This window comes from Nocardioides sp. BE266, assembly GCF_031457855.1.
Lineage (GTDB): Bacteria > Actinomycetota > Actinomycetes > Propionibacteriales > Nocardioidaceae > Nocardioides.
This window is the reverse complement of sequence record NZ_JAURTI010000001.1, coordinates 82363-102886: the sequence shown is the minus strand read 5'-3', so window position 1 is coordinate 102886 and position 20524 is coordinate 82363. Positions and strand designations below refer to the sequence as shown.

At 71.6% G+C, this 20524-nt stretch carries 23 protein-coding genes and 1 tRNA gene; 17 read left to right on the top strand and 7 right to left on the bottom strand.

Annotation, left to right across the window (positions count from 1 at the left end):
* Window positions 1–97 precede the first annotated feature (97 nt).
* The 7 genes from J2X46_RS00545 (at window position 98) to J2X46_RS00515 (ending at window position 6134) form a co-directional block, all read left to right on the top strand.
* Window positions 98–874: an enoyl-CoA hydratase-related protein gene (locus J2X46_RS00545; RefSeq protein ID WP_310245562.1), complete on the top strand. Its 777-nt coding sequence runs from the start codon at window positions 98–100 to the stop codon at window positions 872–874.
* 70 nt (window positions 875–944) lie between these two features.
* Entirely contained in the window at window positions 945–1244 is a 300-nt protein-coding gene (locus tag J2X46_RS00540; protein WP_310245559.1) for a hypothetical protein, read from the top strand.
* 38 nt (window positions 1245–1282) lie between these two features.
* On the top strand, window positions 1283–2455 hold the full coding sequence (locus J2X46_RS00535; RefSeq protein ID WP_310245557.1) for a hypothetical protein: 1173 nt from the start codon (window positions 1283–1285) through the stop codon (window positions 2453–2455).
* 125 nt (window positions 2456–2580) lie between these two features.
* Window positions 2581–3480 carry a DUF6801 domain-containing protein gene (locus J2X46_RS00530; protein ID WP_310245554.1) on the top strand — a complete coding sequence of 300 codons (900 nt, stop codon included), beginning with the start codon at window positions 2581–2583 and terminating at the stop codon, window positions 3478–3480.
* 42 nt (window positions 3481–3522) lie between these two features.
* Window positions 3523–4221 carry an Ig-like domain repeat protein gene (locus J2X46_RS00525; RefSeq protein ID WP_310245552.1) on the top strand — a complete coding sequence of 233 codons (699 nt, stop codon included), beginning with the start codon at window positions 3523–3525 and terminating at the stop codon, window positions 4219–4221.
* Window positions 4222–4366: 145 nt separating this feature from the next.
* A complete protein-coding gene (locus J2X46_RS00520; RefSeq protein WP_310245550.1) occupies window positions 4367–5167 on the top strand; it encodes an electron transfer flavoprotein subunit beta/FixA family protein in 801 nt (266 codons plus the stop codon).
* A gap of 13 nt (window positions 5168–5180) precedes the next feature.
* Entirely contained in the window at window positions 5181–6134 is a 954-nt protein-coding gene (locus J2X46_RS00515) for an electron transfer flavoprotein subunit alpha/FixB family protein (protein ID WP_310245547.1), read from the top strand.
* A gap of 64 nt (window positions 6135–6198) precedes the next feature.
* Here the strand turns inward: J2X46_RS00515 and J2X46_RS00510 are convergent, their stop codons facing one another.
* Window positions 6199–7737, bottom strand: coding sequence for a hypothetical protein (locus J2X46_RS00510; RefSeq protein WP_310245545.1), 1539 nt, complete (start codon window positions 7735–7737; stop codon window positions 6199–6201).
* Window positions 7738–7775: 38 nt separating this feature from the next.
* Here J2X46_RS00510 and J2X46_RS00505 point away from each other — a divergent pair, with 38 nt between their 5' ends.
* The 7 genes from J2X46_RS00505 (at window position 7776) to J2X46_RS00475 (ending at window position 11433) form a co-directional block, all read left to right on the top strand.
* Window positions 7776–9026 carry a glutamate-5-semialdehyde dehydrogenase gene (locus tag J2X46_RS00505; RefSeq protein ID WP_310245544.1) on the top strand — a complete coding sequence of 417 codons (1251 nt, stop codon included), beginning with the start codon at window positions 7776–7778 and terminating at the stop codon, window positions 9024–9026.
* 30 nt (window positions 9027–9056) lie between these two features.
* Window positions 9057–9209: a hypothetical protein gene (locus J2X46_RS00500; protein ID WP_310245543.1), complete on the top strand. Its 153-nt coding sequence runs from the start codon at window positions 9057–9059 to the stop codon at window positions 9207–9209.
* 4 nt (window positions 9210–9213) lie between these two features.
* Window positions 9214–9861 carry a nicotinate-nucleotide adenylyltransferase gene (gene nadD / locus J2X46_RS00495; RefSeq protein WP_310245540.1) on the top strand — a complete coding sequence of 216 codons (648 nt, stop codon included), beginning with the start codon at window positions 9214–9216 and terminating at the stop codon, window positions 9859–9861.
* Entirely contained in the window at window positions 9858–10217 is a 360-nt protein-coding gene (gene rsfS / locus J2X46_RS00490; protein WP_310245538.1) for a ribosome silencing factor, read from the top strand. Before nadD ends, rsfS begins: the two co-directional genes overlap by 4 nt.
* A complete protein-coding gene (locus tag J2X46_RS00485; protein WP_310245536.1) occupies window positions 10214–10837 on the top strand; it encodes a histidine phosphatase family protein in 624 nt (207 codons plus the stop codon). Before rsfS ends, J2X46_RS00485 begins: the two co-directional genes overlap by 4 nt.
* Complete coding sequence (locus J2X46_RS00480) at window positions 10834–11304, top strand: DUF4112 domain-containing protein (RefSeq protein WP_310245533.1); 471 nt, start codon at window positions 10834–10836, stop codon at window positions 11302–11304. The genes J2X46_RS00485 and J2X46_RS00480 overlap by 4 nt, the downstream gene beginning before the upstream one ends.
* Window positions 11305–11357: 53 nt before the next feature.
* Window positions 11358–11433 (top strand) — tRNA-Ala (locus J2X46_RS00475).
* 141 nt (window positions 11434–11574) lie between these two features.
* On the opposite strand, the gene J2X46_RS00470 is transcribed toward J2X46_RS00475, so the two are convergent.
* Window positions 11575–12444: an NAD(P)-dependent oxidoreductase gene (locus J2X46_RS00470; RefSeq protein WP_310245530.1), complete on the bottom strand. Its 870-nt coding sequence runs from the start codon at window positions 12442–12444 to the stop codon at window positions 11575–11577.
* A 125-nt stretch (window positions 12445–12569) separates the two neighbouring features.
* Between J2X46_RS00470 and rocD the strand changes: the two genes are divergently transcribed.
* The gene (gene rocD, locus J2X46_RS00465; RefSeq protein WP_310245528.1) at window positions 12570–13805 is read left to right on the top strand and encodes an ornithine--oxo-acid transaminase; all 1236 of its coding nucleotides are present in this window, start codon (window positions 12570–12572) and stop codon (window positions 13803–13805) included.
* A 29-nt stretch (window positions 13806–13834) separates the two neighbouring features.
* Window positions 13835–15199, top strand: coding sequence for a DUF6226 family protein (locus tag J2X46_RS00460; RefSeq protein WP_310245526.1), 1365 nt, complete (start codon window positions 13835–13837; stop codon window positions 15197–15199).
* Here the strand turns inward: J2X46_RS00460 and J2X46_RS00455 are convergent, their stop codons facing one another.
* Genes J2X46_RS00455 through J2X46_RS00440 form a run of 4 tightly spaced genes read right to left on the bottom strand, consistent with a single transcriptional unit; the run spans window position 15200 to window position 19050 of the window.
* Window positions 15200–16432: a low temperature requirement protein A gene (locus tag J2X46_RS00455; protein WP_310245524.1), complete on the bottom strand. Its 1233-nt coding sequence runs from the start codon at window positions 16430–16432 to the stop codon at window positions 15200–15202.
* 22 nt (window positions 16433–16454) lie between these two features.
* Window positions 16455–17216: a glucose 1-dehydrogenase gene (locus J2X46_RS00450; protein ID WP_310245523.1), complete on the bottom strand. Its 762-nt coding sequence runs from the start codon at window positions 17214–17216 to the stop codon at window positions 16455–16457.
* An 11-nt stretch (window positions 17217–17227) separates the two neighbouring features.
* On the bottom strand, window positions 17228–18478 hold the full coding sequence (locus J2X46_RS00445) for an MFS transporter (RefSeq protein WP_310245521.1): 1251 nt from the start codon (window positions 18476–18478) through the stop codon (window positions 17228–17230).
* Window positions 18475–19050, bottom strand: coding sequence for a helix-turn-helix domain-containing protein (locus J2X46_RS00440; protein WP_310245517.1), 576 nt, complete (start codon window positions 19048–19050; stop codon window positions 18475–18477). The genes J2X46_RS00445 and J2X46_RS00440 overlap by 4 nt, the downstream gene beginning before the upstream one ends.
* Before the next feature lie 193 nt (window positions 19051–19243).
* On the opposite strand from J2X46_RS00440, the gene J2X46_RS00435 reads away from it, so the two are divergent.
* Entirely contained in the window at window positions 19244–19717 is a 474-nt protein-coding gene (locus J2X46_RS00435; protein WP_310245516.1) for a DUF4870 domain-containing protein, read from the top strand.
* 3 nt (window positions 19718–19720) lie between these two features.
* Here J2X46_RS00435 and J2X46_RS00430 read toward each other — a convergent pair whose 3' ends face one another.
* Window positions 19721–20485: a hypothetical protein gene (locus tag J2X46_RS00430; RefSeq protein WP_310245514.1), complete on the bottom strand. Its 765-nt coding sequence runs from the start codon at window positions 20483–20485 to the stop codon at window positions 19721–19723.
* Between the last annotated feature and the right edge of the window lie 39 nt (window positions 20486–20524).

The following is a 20524-nucleotide window of genomic DNA, read 5'->3' as shown; positions in this document are numbered from 1 at the left end:
TGGTCGAGTCCGGCCCGCACGGCACAATGCGGCATCTCAATCGTGCAACACCGCTCACGGGACGCGGCGTGCACGGCACCGACGATGAGGAGCAACCATGGAGTTCGTCTCGATCGACGTGACCGACGGGGTCGCAGTGCTGCGGCTGGACCGCCCGAAGATGAACGCGATCAGCATCCAGGTGCAGGCCGACCTCCGGGAGGCGGCCGCCGAGCTCGCCGAGCGCGACGACGTAAGAGCCGTGGTGCTGTGGGGCGGTGAGCGCGTCTTCGCGGCGGGCAACGACGTCAAGGAGATGGCCGACCTGACCTACTCCGACATGGTCAAGGTCTCCACCTCGGTCAGCTCCGCGACCACCGCCATCGCGCGGATCCCGAAGCCGGTGGTCGCTGCCGTCAACGGGTACGCCCTGGGCGGGGGCTGCGAGCTCGCGCTGGCCGCCGACCTCCGCTTCGCTGCCGAGGACGCGGTCTTCGGCCAGCCGGAGGTCCTCCTCGGGATCATCCCCGGCGCCGGCGGCACCCAGCGCCTCGCCCGCCTCGTCGGCACCGCGAAGGCGAAGGACATCATCTTCACCGGCCGCTTCGTCAAGGCCGACGAGGCACTGCGCATCGGCATGGTGGACCGCGTGGTCCCCGCCGAGAAGGTCCTGGAGGAGGCAGTGTCCTACGCCGCGCAGTTCAGCGGCGCGGCCGCCCTGGCGATCCGGGCGGCGAAGGAGTGCATCGACCGGGGGAGCGAGGTCGACCTCGACACGGGCCTGGAGATCGAGCGCCAGCAGTTCGCCGGCGTCTTCGCGACCGAGGACCGTACCCGTGGCATCACCTCGTTCGTTGAGAACGGACCGGGCAAGGCAACCTTCGTGGGGCGCTGACACCGGGTACGCTCCGGCAGCCGGCCTGAGCGCCGGACACGTCGCCGTGACGACCTTGAGGAGAAGACCAGTGGACAAGATCCGGGGAACCCTGGCCCAGCTCGTGTGGATCGTGAGCGCCCTCTCGGCGCTGCTGCTCGCCATGGGCGCCCTGCTGATCGCGCTCGAGGCCAACCGGTCCAACGACGCGGTGGACCTCATCCTCCGTGGCGCCGGCTACGTCGACCTCGACATCTTCTCGCGCAGCGACGGCATCAAGCAGTTCCGCGGCGAGGGCGCCGACATCAAGAACGCGCTCTTCAACTGGGGCCTCGGCGCGATCGCCTGGCTCGTCGTCGGCCGCATCGTCAGCAAGGTCATCAAGCCCTAGGTCTGGCTCTCGACCCCCGGCAGGCAGATGCTGGGGGGATGAGGGTCCGTCCCGCCCTTCTGCCACGTCGGCGGGCCGCGTCGGCTGCACTGGTCGCGCTGCTCGCCTCGATCGCGGTCGGCCTCGGCCCGGTCGCACCCGCCGTGGGTGCCTCGGGTCCGCTCGAGCTCCACTGCACCTCGAACGGGTCTCCGTCGAGCGTGACCCTCACCGTTGACGCCGACACGGAGGCACCGCTGGGCACGGGCCCGATGCGGATCGGACAGAGCGTGCCGGCGACGCTGTCGAGCGCCCTTCCGGGGCCGGTCGCCGCGGACGCGGTGGCCCGGGGCGCCGATCGCTTCTCCGGCGTCGTCCATCTCGGCATCAGCGAGGGCGGCACTGTCCGCACCCTGGACCTGGCCGTCCCTGTCACCGACCTCGGCGATCAGGGCACTCCGGCGGACGTTCCCTTCCTCGCCACCGGCAGCTACACCGCCCTCCACGCCGGAGACTGGTGGGTCGCGATCCGCGACGCCACCATCGACCTGGACCTCTTGCATCCGGACGGCTCTGCGACTCACCTCAGCCTGACGTGCCCGTCCGACGGCTCGGGCTACCTCGACTACATCCAGGTCCTCTCGACGTCGACCACGACGCTGACGCTGTCGGCATCGCCGGTGGCGTCCTACGGGCAGCCCATCGTGGCGACTGCGCGGGTCGACGTCGACGACCTGACGACCTTCGGTCGGGTCTCCTTCCGCGTGGACCAGGTCGAGCACCTCATCGACATCCACGACTCGCCTCTCGCGTCCATGACCCTCCCGCCCCTCGCGATCGGTGTGCACCAGGTGGCCGCGACCTACCAGACCTTCCTGTATCGCAACCAGACCGGCAGCGAATCCGCTCCCCAGACGCTGACAGTGGTGGGGGCCCTGACGCGCACGATCGTCAACGTCACAGGTCGGGCGCCGCAGCGTCGGACACGCGCGGTCGTGCGGGTGCGAGCGGCGTACGACACGATCCCGACGGGCCGGGTCCGGCTGACCCTGCGCGAGCTCGGCACGACGCACCACTCGGTCGTCAGGGCCAGGCTCGACGCAGGGAGCGCGGTCGTCCGGCTCGGCCGGCTCGGTCCCGGTCGCTACCGACTGGTGACGACCTATCGGGGCGACGGTAACCACGCGCGGTCCCGTGCGACCCGCGTCTTCGAGGTGCGGGCAACTCGGTGAACACGCGTACCGCATCGTGGGACAGGGTGTACCTCAGTGTGTAACTGAGTGTCACAGTGCGGGGGCGACCACCGGCCAGGGAGGGACGGTGGCGCTGACCCGTTGTTCCTTGGGAGGGAAAACGCATGCACCTGAAGTCCAGCCTCGCCGCGTTCGGCATCGCCTCGCTCGTCGTCACCGGCCTCGGCGCCGTGCCCGCGGTCGCGGCGTCCGACAACCTCGCCTATGCGTGCAAGGACCCGCTGAACCGTGACTTCACCTTCACGGTCACGGCCGACACCAACGCGCCTGCCTCGATCAAGGTCGGGGAGTCGTTCACGCCCACGGTGACCGCGAAGGTGACGGTCCCCAACGCGCTGAGGGAGACGCTCGCCAGCCTCGGCGCGGCGACGGTCGAGGGCGGCACCAACGCCGCCGGCGAGTCGACGAGCTTCGGGTTCGCCGTCAACGGCGCGGCCGGGCAGCTGCCGGCGTCGGTCCCCGTCACGACCGTGCCCGCCTCGGGCGACATGGTGGTCCCCGCGACCGCCGTCGGCACGGCGATCACCCCGACCGCCGAGGGCACCGTGAAGCTCACGGCCGGCAACTTCACCGCCGTGCTCGCCGGCAAGACCTCCGGCGGTGGCGCGAGCACGCTCTCGCCCTACAAGGTGACCTGCACGCTCAACCCGGGCCAGGACGCCACCGTCGACACGGTCGCCGTGACGGCCGACGGCACCCTGCCCCCGTCCGCCGTGCAGGCGACGACCACGAAGGTCAGCGGCAGCTACGCCAAGAAGCAGTCGAAGATCGTCGCCCGGATCAAGGTCGGGTCTGCCGACAAGGCCGCCGGTGGCACGGCGAAGGTGAAGGTGACCCGCGGGAAGAAGAAGGTCAAGAGCCTGCGCGTGGACGTCACCAAGGGCAAGGCCAAGGTCGTCCTCACCAAGGTCACCAAGCCCGGCACCTACACGATCACCGTGTCCTACAAGGGCGACGCCACCCACGCGAAGTCCACGGGCAAGGCGAAGGTCAAGGTCGGCTGAGCCACCCTGCCCGTGATCTACGATCCGGGCAGGGGGTTCCACATGACTCGTTCGTCCGTACGCCGGCAGGCGACCCGCGTGGTCGCCGCCGGCGTGCTCGGCCTCGCGGCCGCCGGCGCACCGGTGCCGACGGCCGCGGCGGCGGCACCGTCCAGCACCACGCTCCTGCTGAGCACCCAGCAGTCGGACTACGGCCAGGTCGTCACCGCCACTGCGGCGGTCACCGCCGCCGACGGTCCGGCGCAGGGCGACGTGGTCTTCGCCGTCGACGGGGTCGCGTTCAAGGCCAACCTCGGTGCGAGCGGCACCGCCGGTCTCGTGCTCCCCAGGGCGGTCACCGGCGCTCACGAGGTGCAGGCCACCTTCCTGCCCCAGGACCCGCTGCGCCAGGACGGCAGCGCGTCGACGCCGCTGAACTGGCAGGTCGTGCCGGTGCGCACCCGGCTGCAGATCGACGTCACCGGCAAGCGGCTGCGTGGACAGCTGGCCGTCCACGTGCGGGCCACCGGCGACTACGGCACCACGCCGTCGGGGCGGGTGCGGGTCGTCGTACGGAAGTCGGGGCGGACGGTGCGCGTCGCTCGCGGTGCCCTCGAGAACGGGGTCGTGGTGGCCCCGATCGGGCTGCGCGAGGGACGCTCGCGCGCGGGCCGCTACCGCGTGGAGGTCACCTACCGCGGCGACGGCGACCACGCCGCGGCGACGCGCGTGGAGCGCTTCCGCATCCGCGGCCGCCGCTGACGGCGCCGCCCCGCTCGAACGAGCGGACCGTGACAGTGTCACTGTGAGAGACCCCACCCCGATCTCCATTCCGTGCCGGGGTGACTCGCTTGTAACCTCACGAGCACATCCGAGTGCACAGGAGGGGCCGCGAGGCCACACCACCATGAACATTGTTGTCTGTGTGAAGTACGTGCCGGACGCGACGGCCGACCGCAAGTTCGAGGACGACAACACCGTCGACCGCGTCGGTGTCGACGGCCTGTTGTCCGAGCTGGACGAGTACGCCGTGGAGCAGGCGCTGCAGTTCCGCGAGAAGCGTGAGGGTGAGGAGATCACCGTGACCGCGCTGACCGTCGGCCCCGAGAAGGCTGTCGACGCGGTCCGCAAGGCGCTGCAGATGGGTGCCGACTCCGGCGTCCACGTGGTCGACGACGCGATCGCCGGCTCCGACTACATCGCCACCTCGCTGGTGCTGGCCAAGGCCGTCGAGAAGATCAAGGCCGACGCCGGCGCCGACCTCGTGGTCTGCGGCATGGCCTCGACCGACGCGTCGGGCTCCGTGGTGCCGGCGATGCTCGCCGAGCGCCTCGGCCTCCCGCAGGTCACGCTCGCCTCCGTGGTGGAGTCGCAGGGCGACCAGGTCCGCATCAAGCGCGACAACGAGGGCTCGACCGAGGTCATCGGCGCGACGCTGCCGATCGTGCTGTCCGTGACCGACCAGTCGGGTGAGGCCCGCTACCCGTCGTTCAAGGGCATCATGGCGGCGAAGAAGAAGGGGCTCGAGACCTGGTCGCTGTCCGACCTGGGTGTCGACGCCGGCGAGGTCGGCCTCTCGGTCGCCTGGTCGCAGGTCGAGGACACCACCGCCCGCCCGCCGCGCACGGCCGGCGAGATCGTCACCGACGAGGACGGCTCGGGCGCCACTGCGCTGGTCGACTTCCTCGCCTCGAAGAAGTTCATCTGAGGAGGCTTCGAACATGTCTGAAGTTCTTGTTGTGATCGACCACGCCGACGGCGAGGTCAAGAAGCCGACCTACGAGCTGCTCACCATCGCGAAGCGTCTCGGCGAGCCGTCCGCGGTGTTCTTCGGCTCGCCCGACCAGGGCGACGCGGTGGCGGAGAAGGTCAAGAAGTACGGCGCCGGCAAGGTGTACGTGATCGACGACGCGCAGATCAAGGGCTACCTCGTCGCCCCGAAGGCCGAGGCGCTCCAGCAGCTGGCCGAGAAGACCAGCCCGGCGGCGATCCTGCTGCCCTCGACGTTCGAGAACAAGGAGGTCGCCGGTCGCCTGGCGATCAAGCTGGGCTCGGGCATGATCACCGACGCCGTGGACGTGACCGACGGTGGCGTCACCACCCAGTCGGTGTTCGCCGGCAACTTCACCGTGCAGGCGAAGGTCACCACGGGCACGCCGATCATCACGGTCAAGCCGAACTCGGCCGCTCCTGAGGAGGCCGAGGGCGCGGGTGCCGTCGAGGCGTTCGCCGTGACCATCAGCGATGCCGCGAAGGGTGCCCAGATCGTGGCCACCCAGCCGCGCCAGTCCACCGGTCGCCCGGAGCTGACCGAGGCCGCGATCGTGGTCTCGGGAGGTCGTGGCACCGGCGGCAACTTCGAGCCCGTCGAGGGCTTCGCCGACAGCCTCGGTGCGGCCGTGGGTGCCTCGCGTGCCGCGGTCGACTCGGGCTGGATGCCGCACGCCTTCCAGGTCGGCCAGACCGGCAAGACGGTCTCGCCGCAGCTCTACGTCGCCAACGGCATCTCGGGTGCGATCCAGCACCGGGCCGGCATGCAGACCTCGAAGACCATCGTCGCGGTCAACAAGGACCCCGAGGCCCCGATCTTCGAGCTCGTCGACTTCGGTGTCGTGGGCGACCTGCACTCCGTGCTGCCCGCCGCCACCGAGAAGATCACCGAGCGCAAGGGCTGACCCCAGCACCACCCGCTCACGACGGCCCGGCAGGTGACGTGCCGGGCCGTCGGCGCGTCCGGGCTCAGTAGCGGCTGCGCAGGGCCTTCCACACGCCCCCGCGCTGGACGACCCGCACCGAGTAGCCCTTCCACGTGCTGTAGATGTCGAAGCGGTAGGGCAGCTCGTAGTTCGAGGAGCGAGCCTTGACGCAGGTCTGCGCGTAGGTGGGCAGGTTCGTCCTGGAGATGCGGTCCCAGCCGGTCGGGGACGAGTGCTGGAGCACCGTCGGCCAGCCGTGGTGGCGGCCGGAGGCGGTCAGGAGCACGGCACCGTCCGGGCCGTCGGGCACCACGACGTCGCACGCGCCCCCCACCCCGAGCGGAAGGGCCACGACACCGCGTTCCGGCGAGATGATCGACGTGCTGCTCCGGCCGGGTACGGCGACGTACGTGCCGTCGGGGGAGATGCCGGGCACGTGGCGGGCCATCCGCAGCGCCTGCCAGTGCACGGCGTCCGACGTGGTCAGGACGACGGAGCGAACCCCGCACCGCACGGTGACGGCCACGACCGCCAGCGGCTGCGCGATCCAGTTGTCGCCCCACCGGCAGCTCTTCCCGCCGGGGTCGTACGCCACGGTGGAGGGGCCCCACGTCTGGGTCGCGGTGTCGTACGCCTGCGCCCGGATCGGCTGTCCCTTGCCGGCCCCGAGCGCGAGGAGGGGGAAGCCCGTCGGGTCGAAGAAGTCGGTGGGGAGCCGGCGCCCGCCGGCCCTCTCCAGCCCGGGCGCGGAGGCCGGCGCGATCGCGGTGACGGCCCACGGCGAGGACGCATCGGCCCGCGCGATCGTCGTGACGAAGGCCGGGTTGCTGAAGTCGCCGAACAACGCGGTGTTCGCGTCGAGGTTGGCGAAGTTGCTGTCGGAGCACGCGCTGTCGAACCGCAGGACCTGCCGGGTCGGCGGGTCGTCGCCGGTGCGGGTCAGCGCGACCAGGCCGCACCGGCCGCCGAGGCCCTTGCCGTAGAGGTAGGAGACCTGGCCGGTGTCGGTGATCGTGGTGGTCGCGGTGTACTCCTGGCCGGGCGTCTCCAGCGCGTGGCGGGTGAACCCGTCCGGCCCGAAGGTCACGTAGCGGTCGGACTCCGGCCACACCGCCCGGCTGCCGTCGGGGGAGATGCCGGGCTCCTCGTACGCCTCGCCCTCGAGCCTGTACGACGACCACGTCACGGTGTCGGCCGACCAGACCGCGCGGGAGTGGGTGGGCGCCTGGTCCTCCGCGTAGCCGAAGCGGTCGCACCTCGCGGTCACTGCGACCGCGCCGTTGGCGGTCCGGGCATCGACGCTCCCGCGGGAGAGGTTCTTCTCCCGGAGCACCACCGTCCGCGCACCCCAGGCGCCGGTCGCGGCGTCGTACCGCTTGGCCCACACGGTCCGGTAGTTCGTCGCCGCCCAGACGCGCAGCTGGTCGCCATCGGCGAGCGTGAGCTCCACGCCGCCGGTGATCTCGCGCGGCAGCTGGGCCGTCGGCGGCGCCGCTGCGCCCGTGCCGGCGTCCGCCGTCGAGCCGGTCAGGACCGCCGCTGCGGTCGCCAGCGCGACCACCACCCCCGTGATGCGAGACATGGGCTCAGGATAGGCACGACGCACCTACGCTGGACGGCATGAGCAGCGAGGATGCCGTCCGCGAGGTCGCCGGCCGGGCCCGGACCGCGAGCCACGAGCTCGCCACGGCGACCCGGGCGACCAAGGACGCCGCGCTCCTGGCGATGGCCTACGCGCTGCTCGCCTCGGCGACGGAGATCCTCGCGGCCAACGTGGAGGACGTCGCGCGTGCGGAGTCCGGCGGCACCCCCGCCAACATCGTCGACCGGCTCCGCCTCGACGACGCGCGCCTCGAGGCGATGGCGCAGGGGCTGCGCGACGTCGCCGGGCTGCCCGACCCGGTGGGGGAGGTGCTGCGGGGCAGCACGCTCGCCAACGGCCTGGAGCTGCGCCAGGTGCGCGTGCCGTTCGGGGTCGTCGGGATGATCTACGAGGCCCGGCCCAACGTCACCGCCGACGCCGCCGGCATCTGCCTCAAGGCCGGCAACGCCGTCCTGCTGCGCGGCTCGTCCAGCGCCCGGTCCAGCAACGCCGCGATCGTCACGGCGATGCGCGGCGCGCTCGCCGACAGCGGCCTGCCGGAGGACGTCGTGCAGCTGGTGCCGGGGGAGACCCACGACAGCGTGAAGGCGCTGATGCGCGCCCGTGGGCTGGTCGACGTGCTGATCCCGCGCGGTGGCGCCGGGCTGATCCGCAGCGTCGTTGAGGAGTCGACGGTGCCGGTGATCGAGACGGGCGTGGGCAACTGCCACGTCTACGTCGACGCCTCCGCCGACCTCGACCAGGCGCTGGCGATCGTGCTCAACGCCAAGACCCAGCGCACCAGCGTGTGCAACGCCGCCGAGTCGCTGCTCGTGCACCAGGACGTCGCCGACGAGTTCCTGCCGACCGTGATCGAGGCCCTGCAGGGTGCGGGCGTCACCATCCACGGGGACCCCGCCTTCGCCGAGTACGACGACGTGGTGGCGGCGACCGACGACGACCACGGCGCGGAGTTCCTCGCGCTGGAGATCTCGGCCGCCGTCGTCGCCGACGTCGAAGGGGCGATCGACCACATCCGGCGCTACTCCTCGGGCCACACCGAGGCGATCGTGGCGCGCGACCAGGGCACCATCCGCCGCTTCGTCGCGGCCGTCGACTCCGCGGCAGTGGTCGTCAACGCCTCGACCCGCTTCACCGACGGCGGCGAGTTCGGCTTCGGTGCCGAGATCGGCATCTCCACCCAGAAGCTGCACGCCCGCGGCCCGATGGGACTGCCGGAGATGACCTCGAGCAAGTACGTCGTGGTCGGCGACGGCCACGTGCGCTGACGCACGAGCGCAGACGATAGGATCGCGCCCATGCTGAGCACCGTCACCACGCTTGCCGCCGAGACCGCCGAGCACGGCGAGCCCGCGATCCCGCCCGTCTTCGTCGGTGTGATCGCCCTGGGCCTGCTGATCGTCCTGCTGCTCGCAGTCGTGTCCTTCGGTGGCGGCCGCGAGCACAGCTGACCCCGTGCCCGACCAGCAGGCACCGCGCCGCGTCGGGGTGATGGGCGGCACCTTCGACCCGATCCACCACGGCCACCTCGTGGCCGCGTCGGAGGTGCAGGCCTGGTTCGACCTCGACGAGGTCGTCTTCGTCCCCACAGGCGACCCCTGGCAGAAGAGCGACCGCGAGGTCACCGAGGCCGAGCACCGCTACCTGATGACGGTGGTCGCCACGGCCGCCAACCCGCGCTTCAACGTCTCCCGCGTCGACATCGACCGCGAGGGCCGGACGTACACGATCGACACGCTCCGCGACCTCAAGGCCGAGATGCCCGACGCCGAGCTGTTCTTCATCACCGGCGCAGACGCACTCGCCGACATCTTCACGTGGCGTGACGCCGAGGAGCTCTTCGAGCTGGCGAACTTCGTGGGCTGCACGCGCCCCGGCTACGCCATGGACCCCGAGGCACTGGCCCGGATCCCGTCCGACCGCGTCACCATGGTCGAGATCCCCGCCCTGGCGATCTCCTCCACCGACTGCCGCGACCGCAAGCGGCGCGGCGAGCCGGTCTGGTACCTCGTGCCCGACGGCGTCGTCCAGTACATCGCCAAGCACGACCTCTACGCACCACCCGCAACGACCACCACCGGCACCAGCAAGGACTCCGCATGACTGCCACCGACCACGCCCTCGAGCTCGTCGCCGTCGCCGCCCAGGCCGCGCACGACAAGAAGGCCGACCAGGTGCTGGCCTTCGACGTGAGCGACCAGCTCGCGATCACCGACGCCTTCGTGCTGGCCAGCGCCAACAACGAGCGCGCCGTCGGCGCGATCGTCGACGAGGTGGAGGAGAAGCTCCGCGACGCCGGCGCCAAGCCGATCCGCCGCGAGGGCCACAGGGAGGGTCGCTGGGTGCTGCTCGACTACGGCGAGATCGTCGTGCACGTCCAGCACGAGGAGGAGCGCTCCTTCTACGCCCTCGAGCGCCTCTGGAGCGACTGCCCGCTCATCCCGCTGACCCTCGCGTGAAGCGCCTGGTCCTGCTCCGCCACGGCCGCACGGAGTGGAACGACTCCGGGCGGGCGCAGGGGCACGCCGACATCCCGCTCGACGCCCAGGGGCAGCTGCAGTCCAAGGCGGTGGCGCCTGCCCTGGCTGCGTTCGCGCCCGTGGCGATGTGGACCTCAGACCTCTCGCGGGCTGCGCAGACCGCTGGGTTCGTCGCAGCCGAGGCTGGCCTCGAGCCCGTCCTCGACCCGCGCCTGCGCGAGTTCGACATCGGCCCGAACCGCACCGGCCTGACCAGCGACGAGTACGCCGCCGCCCACCCCGTGGAGCACGCCGCGCTGCTCGCCGGCAACGACGCCGACATCCCCGGCCGCGAGACCGACGACGACGTGCTCGCCCGCTTCCTGCCCGCCCTGGGGGAGTACGCCGATGCGCTGGGCGAGGGCGAGACCGGGATCGTCGTCTCCCACGGCGCCGCGCTGCGCGTCGCCGTGCCGGCGTTCCTCGACCTCCCCGACCCGGGTGAGGCCCTCGGGGTGCTGGCCAACTGCGGCTGGATCGAGCTCGAGCACTCCGCCTCGACCTGGACGGGGGGCGTCGAGCGGTGGCGTCTGATGGCCTGGAACCGGGTCGTGGCGTGAGCGAGCGCGCTCGCGAGGTCGACGTACGACTCAGCCGGCAGCTGGCCAAGGTGATGGACGACGCGGTGACGGTGCCCGGCACCCGCTTCGGCGTCGGTCTCGACGCGGTGATCGGGCTGGTGCCCGGCATCGGTGACGCGGTCGGCAGCGCCCTGTCGTCGGTCATCGTGCGCGACGCGATCCTGGCGCGGGTGCCGATGGTGGTGCTCGCGCGGATGGCGCTCAACCTCGTCGTCGACGCGCTGCTGGGCCTGCTCCCGGGCATCGGCGACCTGCTCGACGTCGCCCACCGCGCCAACCGCAAGAACCTCCACCTGCTGCTCCGCGAGCTCGAGAAGGAGCCGTTGCGCGAGCCGCCGACACCGGCCTACATCGCCGGCGCGCTCGCCCTCACGGTCGTGCCGATCCTCGCCGGACTCGCGGTCGCGGTCTTCACGATCGTGCTCCTGGTGCGCTGGATCGCCTGAGGGCGACCCCGATTTCACGTCGGCTGAACTGTCGGCTAATGTTCTCGGCTGTTGGGGCTGTGGCGCAGCTGGTAGCGCATCTGCATGGCATGCAGAGGGTCAGGGGTTCGAGTCCCCTCAGCTCCACCAACACAGAAGGCCGGATCCGCAAGGGTCCGGCCTTCTGCATGTCCGGCGTGCGCTGAGCACACGTGTCCGAGAAGTCGCCCTCCGCCTGCCGGCCGGGGGGCGGTTTCCCGGACACGTGTGGTGGGGCAGGGCGGTGGTCGGTCAAGCCCTGAGCGCCTCCACCACCGCTGCCATGTCGGCGGCGCCGAAGCCGAGGGCGGAGGAGCGGGTGTAGAGGTCGTGGCTCCGGCGGGCCATCGGGGCCCCGGTCCCGGCGGACTCGGCGAGCTCGAGGACCAGCTGGCAGTTGCGGACCACGTCGTCGATCGCGGTCTGGGGTGCGTAGTCGCGCTCGAGCATGGCGGCCAGGCGCATCCGGGACACGGCGCTGGCCATCGGCCCGGAGTCCAGGACGCGGTGCAGCACGTCGAGGTCGACCCCACTTCTCTCCGCCAGGTGCACGGACTCGGCCAGGGCGGTGACCAGGCTGACGAGGAAGGCGTTGACCGACAGCTTCGTGGCCGTCGCGGCCGGCACCGCACCGCAACGGACGACCGCCCGGCTGATCGGCGCCAGCAACTGTTCGAGGGGGTCGAGGTCCCCGTCGCCCGCGAGCATCACGACGAGCTCGCCGCGCTGCGCCGGGACGCGCGACCCGGAGACGGGTGCCTCGACGTAGCGTCCACCCGCCTCCCGCACCCGCTCGTGGAACGCCGAGGCGGAGGCCGTCGACACGGTCCCGAGGTTGACCAGGGTGCGTCCGGCGAGGGGGTGGGCGAAACCCGAGCCGTCCCAGCCCAGCACCTCGTCCAGCGCGGCCGCGTCCGCGAGCATCACGAGGACGACCTCGCAGGAGTCCAGCACCTGCCCGACGTCGACCGCCCCGGTGGCCCCGGCGCGCACCAGCTCCTGCACCCGCTCCGCCCGTCGTGTCCACGCCACCAGCCGTCGTCCGGCGCGCAGCAGGTTGACGGCGATCGGCTCGCCCATGTGCCCGAGCCCGATGAAGCCGACCGGGTCCACGTCGTCCATCGTGTGCCTCCCTCGCAGGTGTCCACCGATGACACCAGTCGCGCGTGCGCCTTGTCGCGGGCCACCTGGAGATCAGTGGTCTCGTCGCTTCGGCGCTTTCGTCCGCGCGGTGGCACCATGTGCCCATGACCGCGACTGACCCCGCCACCAGCACCATCTCGGAGCGCACGGCCGCCCACATCGAGACGACCGAGCGCTACGCCGCGCACAACTACCACCCGCTCCCGGTGGTGCTCGCCGAGGGCGACGGCGCGTGGGTCATCGACGTCGACGGCAAGCGCTACCTCGACTGCCTCGCGGGCTACTCCGCGCTCAACTTCGGCCACTCCAACGAGCGCCTCGTCGCCGTCGCGCGCGAGCAGCTCGGCAAGCTGACGCTGACCAGCCGCGCGTTCTTCAACGACAAGCTGAGCGGCTTCGCCGAGGCGCTGGCCCGGCTGACCGGCAAGGACATGATCCTGCCGATGAACTCCGGCGCCGAGGCCGTCGAGACCGCGATCAAGGTCAGCCGCAAGTGGGGCTACGAGGTCAAGGGCGTCCCCGCCGGCCAGGCCACGATCATCACCATGGAGGGCAACTTCCACGGCCGCACCACCACCATCGTGAGCTTCTCCGACGACGAGGTCGCGACGTCGGGCTACGCGCCGTTCACGACCGGCTTCCGCAGCGTGAAGTACGGCGACATCGCCTCCATCGCCTCCGCGATCGACGAGACCACCGTCGCGGTGCTCTTCGAGCCGATCCAGGGCGAGGGCGGCGTCGTCATGCCGCCCCAGGGCTTCCTGCGCGAGCTGCGCGAGCTCTGCACCGAGCGCAACGTGCTGATGGTCGCCGACGAGATCCAGTCCGGCCTCGCGCGCTCCGGCAAGACGTTCGCCTGCGACCACGAGGACGTCGTCCCCGACATCTACATCATGGGCAAGGCGCTCGGCGGCGGCATCTACCCCGTCTCCGCGATCGCGGCCGACCACGAGATCATGGACGTCATCACGCCCGGCTCGCACGGCTCGACGTTCGGCGGCAACCCGCTCGCCGCGGCCATCGGCACCGAGGTCGTCGCGATGCTCGAGGAGGGCACGTTCCAGGCCCGCTCGGCGGAGATCGGCGACCTGCTCGAGGCCCGGTTCCGCCCGCTCGTCGGCAGCGGCCTCTCCGACGTACGCGTCCGGGGCGCGTGGGCCGGCATCGACATCGACCCGTCGCTGATGAGCGGTCGCCAGATGTCCGAGGCCCTCATGGCGCGCGGCATCCTGGCCAAGGACACCCACGGCTCGACGGTCCGCTTCGCCCCGCCGCTCGTGGCCAGCGACGACGACATCGCCGGCCTGGTGCGCGCGGTCTCCGAGATCCTCGCGGGCTGATCCTCCTGGGCGCCCGTTTCGACCACCTCGTGGTCGCCGTCGTGGACCTCGACGAGGCGGCGGCGCGCTGGCGTGCGGCCGGCCTCCCCGCCGAGCGCGGCGGACGCCACCCGATGGGCACGGAGAACGTGCTCGTCCGCGGACCGCGGCCGGCCTACGTCGAGCTGATCGCCGTCGGCAGCGACGAGTCGAACCCCTGGCTCGACCGCATCCGAGCCGCCCGCGGGCCGATCTCATGGGCGATCGCGGTCGACGACATGGAGGCCGCGCGCGAGGCGCTCGTCGACGCGGGCTTCGCCCCTGGGCCGGCCACGCCGGGCTCGCGGCGTACGCCCGACGGTGACATGGTCCAGTGGGTCGGCTGCGACCTCGCCGCCGGGCCGTACGACGACGCGCTGCCGTTCCTCATCGAGTGGACCACCCCGATGCCGCCCGGCCCCGCCGACGGCGCCGTGGTCGAGTCGATCTCCCTCTCGCCGCCCGACCTCGACCGTGTCGCCGACCTGCTGCTCGCCCTCGGCTTCGTGCCGAGCCGCCACTGGCCGCGCCGCATGTTCCACCAGGGCGACGGCACGACCGTCAGCCTCAGCCCGGTCGGCGAGCCGGAGGAGCTCGGCCGGGGTGCCTGGGTGATGTTCTGGCCCGACGGCGAGGACGACGACTCCGTGGCGCCGCTGGTCTCGATCGGGGTGTCGCTCGCGTCGGGTGACCGCTTCGAGCAGGTGGTGCTCGACGGTGTCGCCGTCTCGAGGCACGCCGACCGGCGTCGCTTCCCGCCGGCCGCACTGCTGCCGGCAGTCGACGCGGCGTTCGCGCGATTGCGCGGCGACCTCGCCGACTGGCCGAACCCGCACCCGGACGGACCGTCGACGCTCGAGGAGGAGTACTCCCGCGTGACCGATGCAGGCCGCTACCGGTTGCTCGCCGTGCGCTCGGACGCCTGGATCGAGGCGATCACGAGCGCCGGTCTCGGTGCCGCGGAGCAGGTCGACCCGGTGGGCGTCGAGTGGCTCGGCGACCAGCACCTCGCACCGAGTCGCGCCACCATCGTCCGCGGCCGGCCGGGCACCCAGCCCCTGGTGGTGGGACTGTTCGCCGACGACACCTTCGTCCGGGTCGGTGTGGGGGAGCCCACGGAGGTGCTCGAGCTCCAGCCCGACTGCGGCTGCGACGCCTGCGACACCGGCTCGGCCGACCTGCTCGACACGATCGACAGCGCGTTCGTCCTCGCGCTGTCGGGAGGCGTCTACGTCGTGCGGGAGGGCGAGGGGGTCGTCACCCGGTCGCTCGACGGCTGGGGGAGCAGGGGCGTGTCCGACGGTGAGCGCTGGCTGGCCGAGGCGTCCGCCGGGCGGCGTACTGCCGGGGTGGTCGCGGGCGAGCCCTGGCTCTGATCAGTGGGACGGATCGACCGTGCGGAGGTGACGGTAGCCGCGCGCTTCGTAGCCCACGACCGTGATCCACGGCGCCAGCATGAGCACCACCAGTGCCACGGACAGTGACACGCCTGCGGCGGCGAGGGCGTACGCCGCACCCAGGACGAGCAGCGTGGTGAGGACCAGCCACACGTGGAGCGGGTCGTGGCCAGGCAAGAGCAGGTGGAAGAGCGCGTAGAGGGCGAGGACGAACACCGCGAGGGGAATCACCACCGTGAGCACGGTCTGGCTGGCGTCGAGCTCGGTGTGGTGCTCCGCGAAGTACGCGGCCGCGTGCAGGCCGGCACCTGTCGCCGTGATCGAGGCGTACAGGACGAGGTGGCCGAAGCCGAAGATCATGCTGCGCCGGTCGCTGTGGCTCAGCGCGTCGCCGAAGGGCACCACGAAGTAGGACCACCACATGCCGACCGCGAGGGACACGCCGCTGAGAGCGATCAGGACGGGCTCGAGGCTCCAGCCCTCCGTGTCCACCACGGCCTCGATCGCCGTCGTGGTGCCGAGCACGACCTCGCCCAGGGAGATGATGGCCAACAGGCCGTAGCGCTCGGCGATGTGGTGCGGGTGCCACGGGGTGGGCGGGAAGTGGGTCTCGATCCAGACCAGCCCGCCGACCTCGAGGGCGAACAGCGCGAGGGCGAGGGCCAGCTGGACCGGCACCGGCAGCACGTCGGTCGCGGTGACGACCCAGCCGACCTGGGCGACGGCGATGAGCTCGACGTACGCGAGGCAGGTCGACCGCCGCTCGGGGTCGTGGGCAGCGGCCCGTGCCCAGAGCAGGATCATCGAGATCCGCATGGTGACGTATCCGGCGACCACCACCGCGTTGTCGAACTCCCCGTGGTTGAAGCCCTCGAAGAGGTCGGGCAGGCCGAGCGCGAGCAGGAGGACACCGACCATCTGGAGCAGCGTGGCGAGGCGCATGAACGCGTCGTCCGTGTCGTACGCCGAGGCGAACCACGAGAAGTTGATCCACGCGAGCGTGATCGCGAACATCGCCACCGCGAAGCCGAGCAGGCCCGCGAGGACGTGGCCCGTCGTCAGTGCGTGGGCGAGCTGCGACCCGGCGAGGCTGAAGGCCACGACCAGGGTGAGGTCGTAGAGCAGCTCCAGGGGCGTCGCGGTGCGGTGCGACTCGCTGGGGTCGCGACCGTTCATGCGCCGCAGGCGGTGGGTCTCTGCTCCCTCGCTCATGCCCCCGGATCTTGGCAGAAAGTCAGGCGATCGTGAGGCCACCGTCGACCGGGATCATCTGTCCGGTGACGTAGCCGGCGGCGTCGGACGCCAGCCAGACCGCGGTCGCGGCGAGCTCGCGCGGGTCGCCCTTGCGGCCCGCCGGCACGCGCTGCATGGCGAGCTCGAGGTAGCCCTCGGGGTAGGTCTCGGTCATCTCGGAGGTGAAGAAGCCCGGCGCGAGCGCGTTGACGCGGATGCCCTTGCGGCCCATCCACTGCTGCGCGAGGTCACGGGTGAGCCCGCCGAGCCCGGCCTTCGAGGCGGAGTACGCCGCCTGCGGCAGGCCGCCGGTGGTGATGCCGAGGATCGAGGAGATGTTGATGATGCTCGACCCGGGCTCCATCACGCGGCCGCAGGCCTGCGCCATCCAGTAGCAGCCGTTGAGGTTCACCTCGATGACCGAGCGGAACTGGTCGGGGGTCTCACGCGTGGCCGGGACGGCGGTGCCGACACCGGCGTTGTTGATCAACACGTCGACCCGGCCGAACTTCGCCATCGCCTCGTCGACCAGGCGCTGGCACTGGTCGGGGTCGGCCACGTCGGTCGCCACGGTGTGCACGCGGCGGCCGGTGGAGCGCACCGAGTCGGCGACCCGCTCCAGCTTCTCCACCCGGCGCGCGCCGAGCACCAGGTCGGCGCCCGCCTCGGCGAAGCAGTGGGCGAACGCGACGCCCAGCCCGCTCGAGGCACCGGTGACGATGACGACCTTGTCGTCGAGGCGGAACAGGTCCATGACTCCCATGTCGTTGGACCCTACGGCGTGGCGCTCGTCACCGGCTCCGTCGGGGTGACGGGGGCGCGCTGGAGGGTGCGGACCGAGCGGGAGCAGAGCACCAGCGCGACGATGACGACGTACGCCACCGCCGAGACGACCAGCACCTCCTCGAAGCCGAACGCCAGGGCCAGCGGCCCGAAGGCGAGCTGGCCGAGCGGAAGGGCGACGAACGACCCGAGGGCGTCGTAGGAGTAGGCCCGCGAGAGCATCGAGTCGTCGATGTGCTCCTGCATCGCGAGGTTCCAGCCCATGCCGAACACCTCCGTGCCCACACCGGACAGGAAGGCGGCGGCGACGAGCCCGACCACGTGCGGGGAGACGCCGAGCACGAGCATCGGCGGCGCCATCATCGCCACTCCCAGCATGCCGAGCAGGAGCGGCCGCTCCAGCCGCACCCGCAGCAGGATGACGGTGGTGACCAGCAGTCCGACGGCCTCGGCGGACAGGACGTAGCCCCATGCCTGTCGGCCGATCGTGTCGTCGGCGACGGCGGGACCGAGGGTGGTCCAGGCGCCGGCGTGGATGAAGTTCAGGGCGCCGAAGCCGACGACGACGGCCCACAGCCACGGCGTGGCCCAGAAGAAGGTCCAACCCTCACGCAGCTCGCCGACCGTGTCGGCGGGCTCCTTGTCCGCCGGTCGTGGGGGCAGCGCGACCGGCAGAAGGAGCAGCGCGGCGACCAGCCACGTGGCCGCGTCGACAGCGAGCGCCCAGCCGGAGCCGACGGTCACGACCAGCAGGGCGCCGACCGTCGGGCCGAGCACCGCCATGCCGTTGCGGGTCAGGGAGATCAGGGCGTTGGCGGGCTGGAGGTGCTCGCGCGGCACCAGCTGGGGCAGCGCGCTGGCCATCGCCGGGAACCCGATGCCCGAGACGGCGCCGTGGGCCACGCTGAGCACCACCAGCATCCAGATCTCGGCGTGGCCGCCGAGCACCAGCAGCGCGATCGCACCCTGGGTGATGGCCGAGGTGAAGTTCGAGAACTGCAGCACCAGCGTGCGCGGGAACCGGTCCGCGATCACACCGCCGTAGAGCAGCAGGGCGACCATCGGGATCGTGTGCGCGGCCAGGACCTGGCCGAGCGCCGCGGGGGAGTCGGTGATGTCGAGCACGGCGAACGCGAGCGCGATGCTCGCCATCATGTTGCCGAGCGTGTTGACGAAGCGCGAGGCGAAGTACCACGCGAAGTTGCGGTTGCGCAGCGGCTCCAGCGCGTGCTGCCAGGTCATCGCGCACCTCCGCGCGCCACGCGGTTCCACTTCACGTCGGCCCCCGTGAGGCCGCCGCTCATCGTGAAGGCCTGCGCGGTGCCGCTGACGTGGACGGTGTCGGCCGTCCCGGTCGGCCGCGCCTCGGAGTGGAGGAGCAGGGAGGCTTCGTCGAGCAGGTCGAGCGCGCGGTGCCAAGCCGCGACCGGGACCCACGCCTCGAGGTCGAATGAGAAGCCGGCACCCGACGCTGCGTCGAGCAGCCGTCGCTCGACCTCGACGGCGTTCGCCCGGGCGTAGGCGATCTGCTCGTCGTTGGTGTTGTCCTGGTGAGGGAGCTCGCGCTCCGGGTCGTAGCGGTAGCGCTTGGCGACGCCCCCTCGGATCTTCTCCTCCGACTCCACGACGAGCACGCCGTTGTCGTGCAGCACGCGCAGGTGGTACGACGCGTTGGCGTGGGTGGTCGCCAGGGCGCGGGCGACCTCGGCCGCGCTCATCGCCTCCGCTGTCAGCAGGGACAGGATCCTCAGCCTCAGCGGGTGCGCGGTCGCCCGCAGGCGCGCCACCGTGTCGTCGTGCGGCTCCTCGGCCATGCTTACCCTCCAACGATTGTTGGGGAGTAGTGTCACCGGGCCGCCCCGTACTGTCAAACACTTCTTGGGAGGTCGGCCCGGAACCACCCCTGACCCGACCCTGAACGGACCCCGGAACGGGATGAAATCGCCTTCCGGACGTGCTTGGCTTGGCGTCATCAACGGGCACCCCGCCCGCCGAGGAGTGAGAGAGATGTCCGACCAGTACCCGACCACCCCGCAGGGCAACGACCCGACGCAGGCCTACGGCCAGCAGCCCCAGACCACCTACCGCGCGACGCCGTCGACGATGTCGCCCGAGGACGAGCGCACCTGGGGTGCGATCAGCCACGCCGGCGCCGTGGTGGCGATGATCTGCTCCGCCGGCTTCCTCGGCTTCATCGCCTCCGTGCTCGTCTACATGATCCACAAGGACCGCGGCCCGTTCGTCCGGGCCCACGCCGCCAACTCGATCAACATCCAGATCACCATGTTCATCTGGCTGGTCGTGCTCGGCATCCTCACCATCCCGGTCGCCCTGCTGACGCTGGGCCTGGGCCTGGTCGTGATGCTGCCGGCGCTGGCCGCCGCCTTCGTCGTGGCCGGCATCCTGCACGTGATCGGCGCCGTGAAGGCCTACAACGGCGAGTGGTGGAACCCGCCGCTCACCCCGCAGTTCGTCAAGTGACGATCAGCTGAGCTCCCGCAGGACCTCGTCCTGCCACGTGAACGCTGCCCGGGCGCGGACCGAGAGGTCCGGCCCGGGCAGCAGTGCTTCCACCCGCTCCGCCATCCCGGCCGGCAGGTCGGTGCGCAGGTAGCGCAGCCCGTAGTCGAAGCGTGCCGGGCAGTGCTGGATCCGGAGCAGCTTCACCAGCGGCTCGACCGCGAACCGCAGGTGCAGCGACGTCGCCTCGGCGAGGTCGTCGCGGGCGATGGCCCGCTCCACCAGCCAGGCCGCCGTCTGCCGGCGCGCAGCGGTCTGGGCCACGGCCTGCCGGCGCTGGGCCTCCATCTCGGCCTCGTCGTCGTCCTCGAGCACGAGCAGCCCGTCGGGGTCGTGCAGCACCATCGGCGTGCCGTGGCGGCGGGTGTCCATGGTGAGCCGCTCGGGCGTGGTCTGGATGACCACGTCGAGCAGCCGGGTCGGCCGGCTGAGGTCGGCGGCGTCGGGCTGGAGGTGGATGAAGCACTGGCGGCCGGTCGGCCAGGTCGCGTCGGGCAGCTCCCACACTTGGTCGACCTCGAGCTCGTCGCGCACCAGCGCGAGCACGGCGTCGTACGCCTCGGTGGGGTCGCCGCTGCACCACGCCTCGACGTCGAGGTCCGAGTGCTCGTCCCAGCCGCCGGTGACGGCCGATCCGTTGACCACGACCACCTGCAGCGCCGGCACGTGGCGGGGGAGCGCCTCCAGCAGCCGGAGGACGTCGTCGTACCTGCTCAGGTCAGCGGTCATGGGAGCGAGTATGATGTGTCCCGTGCAGAAGCAGCTCCT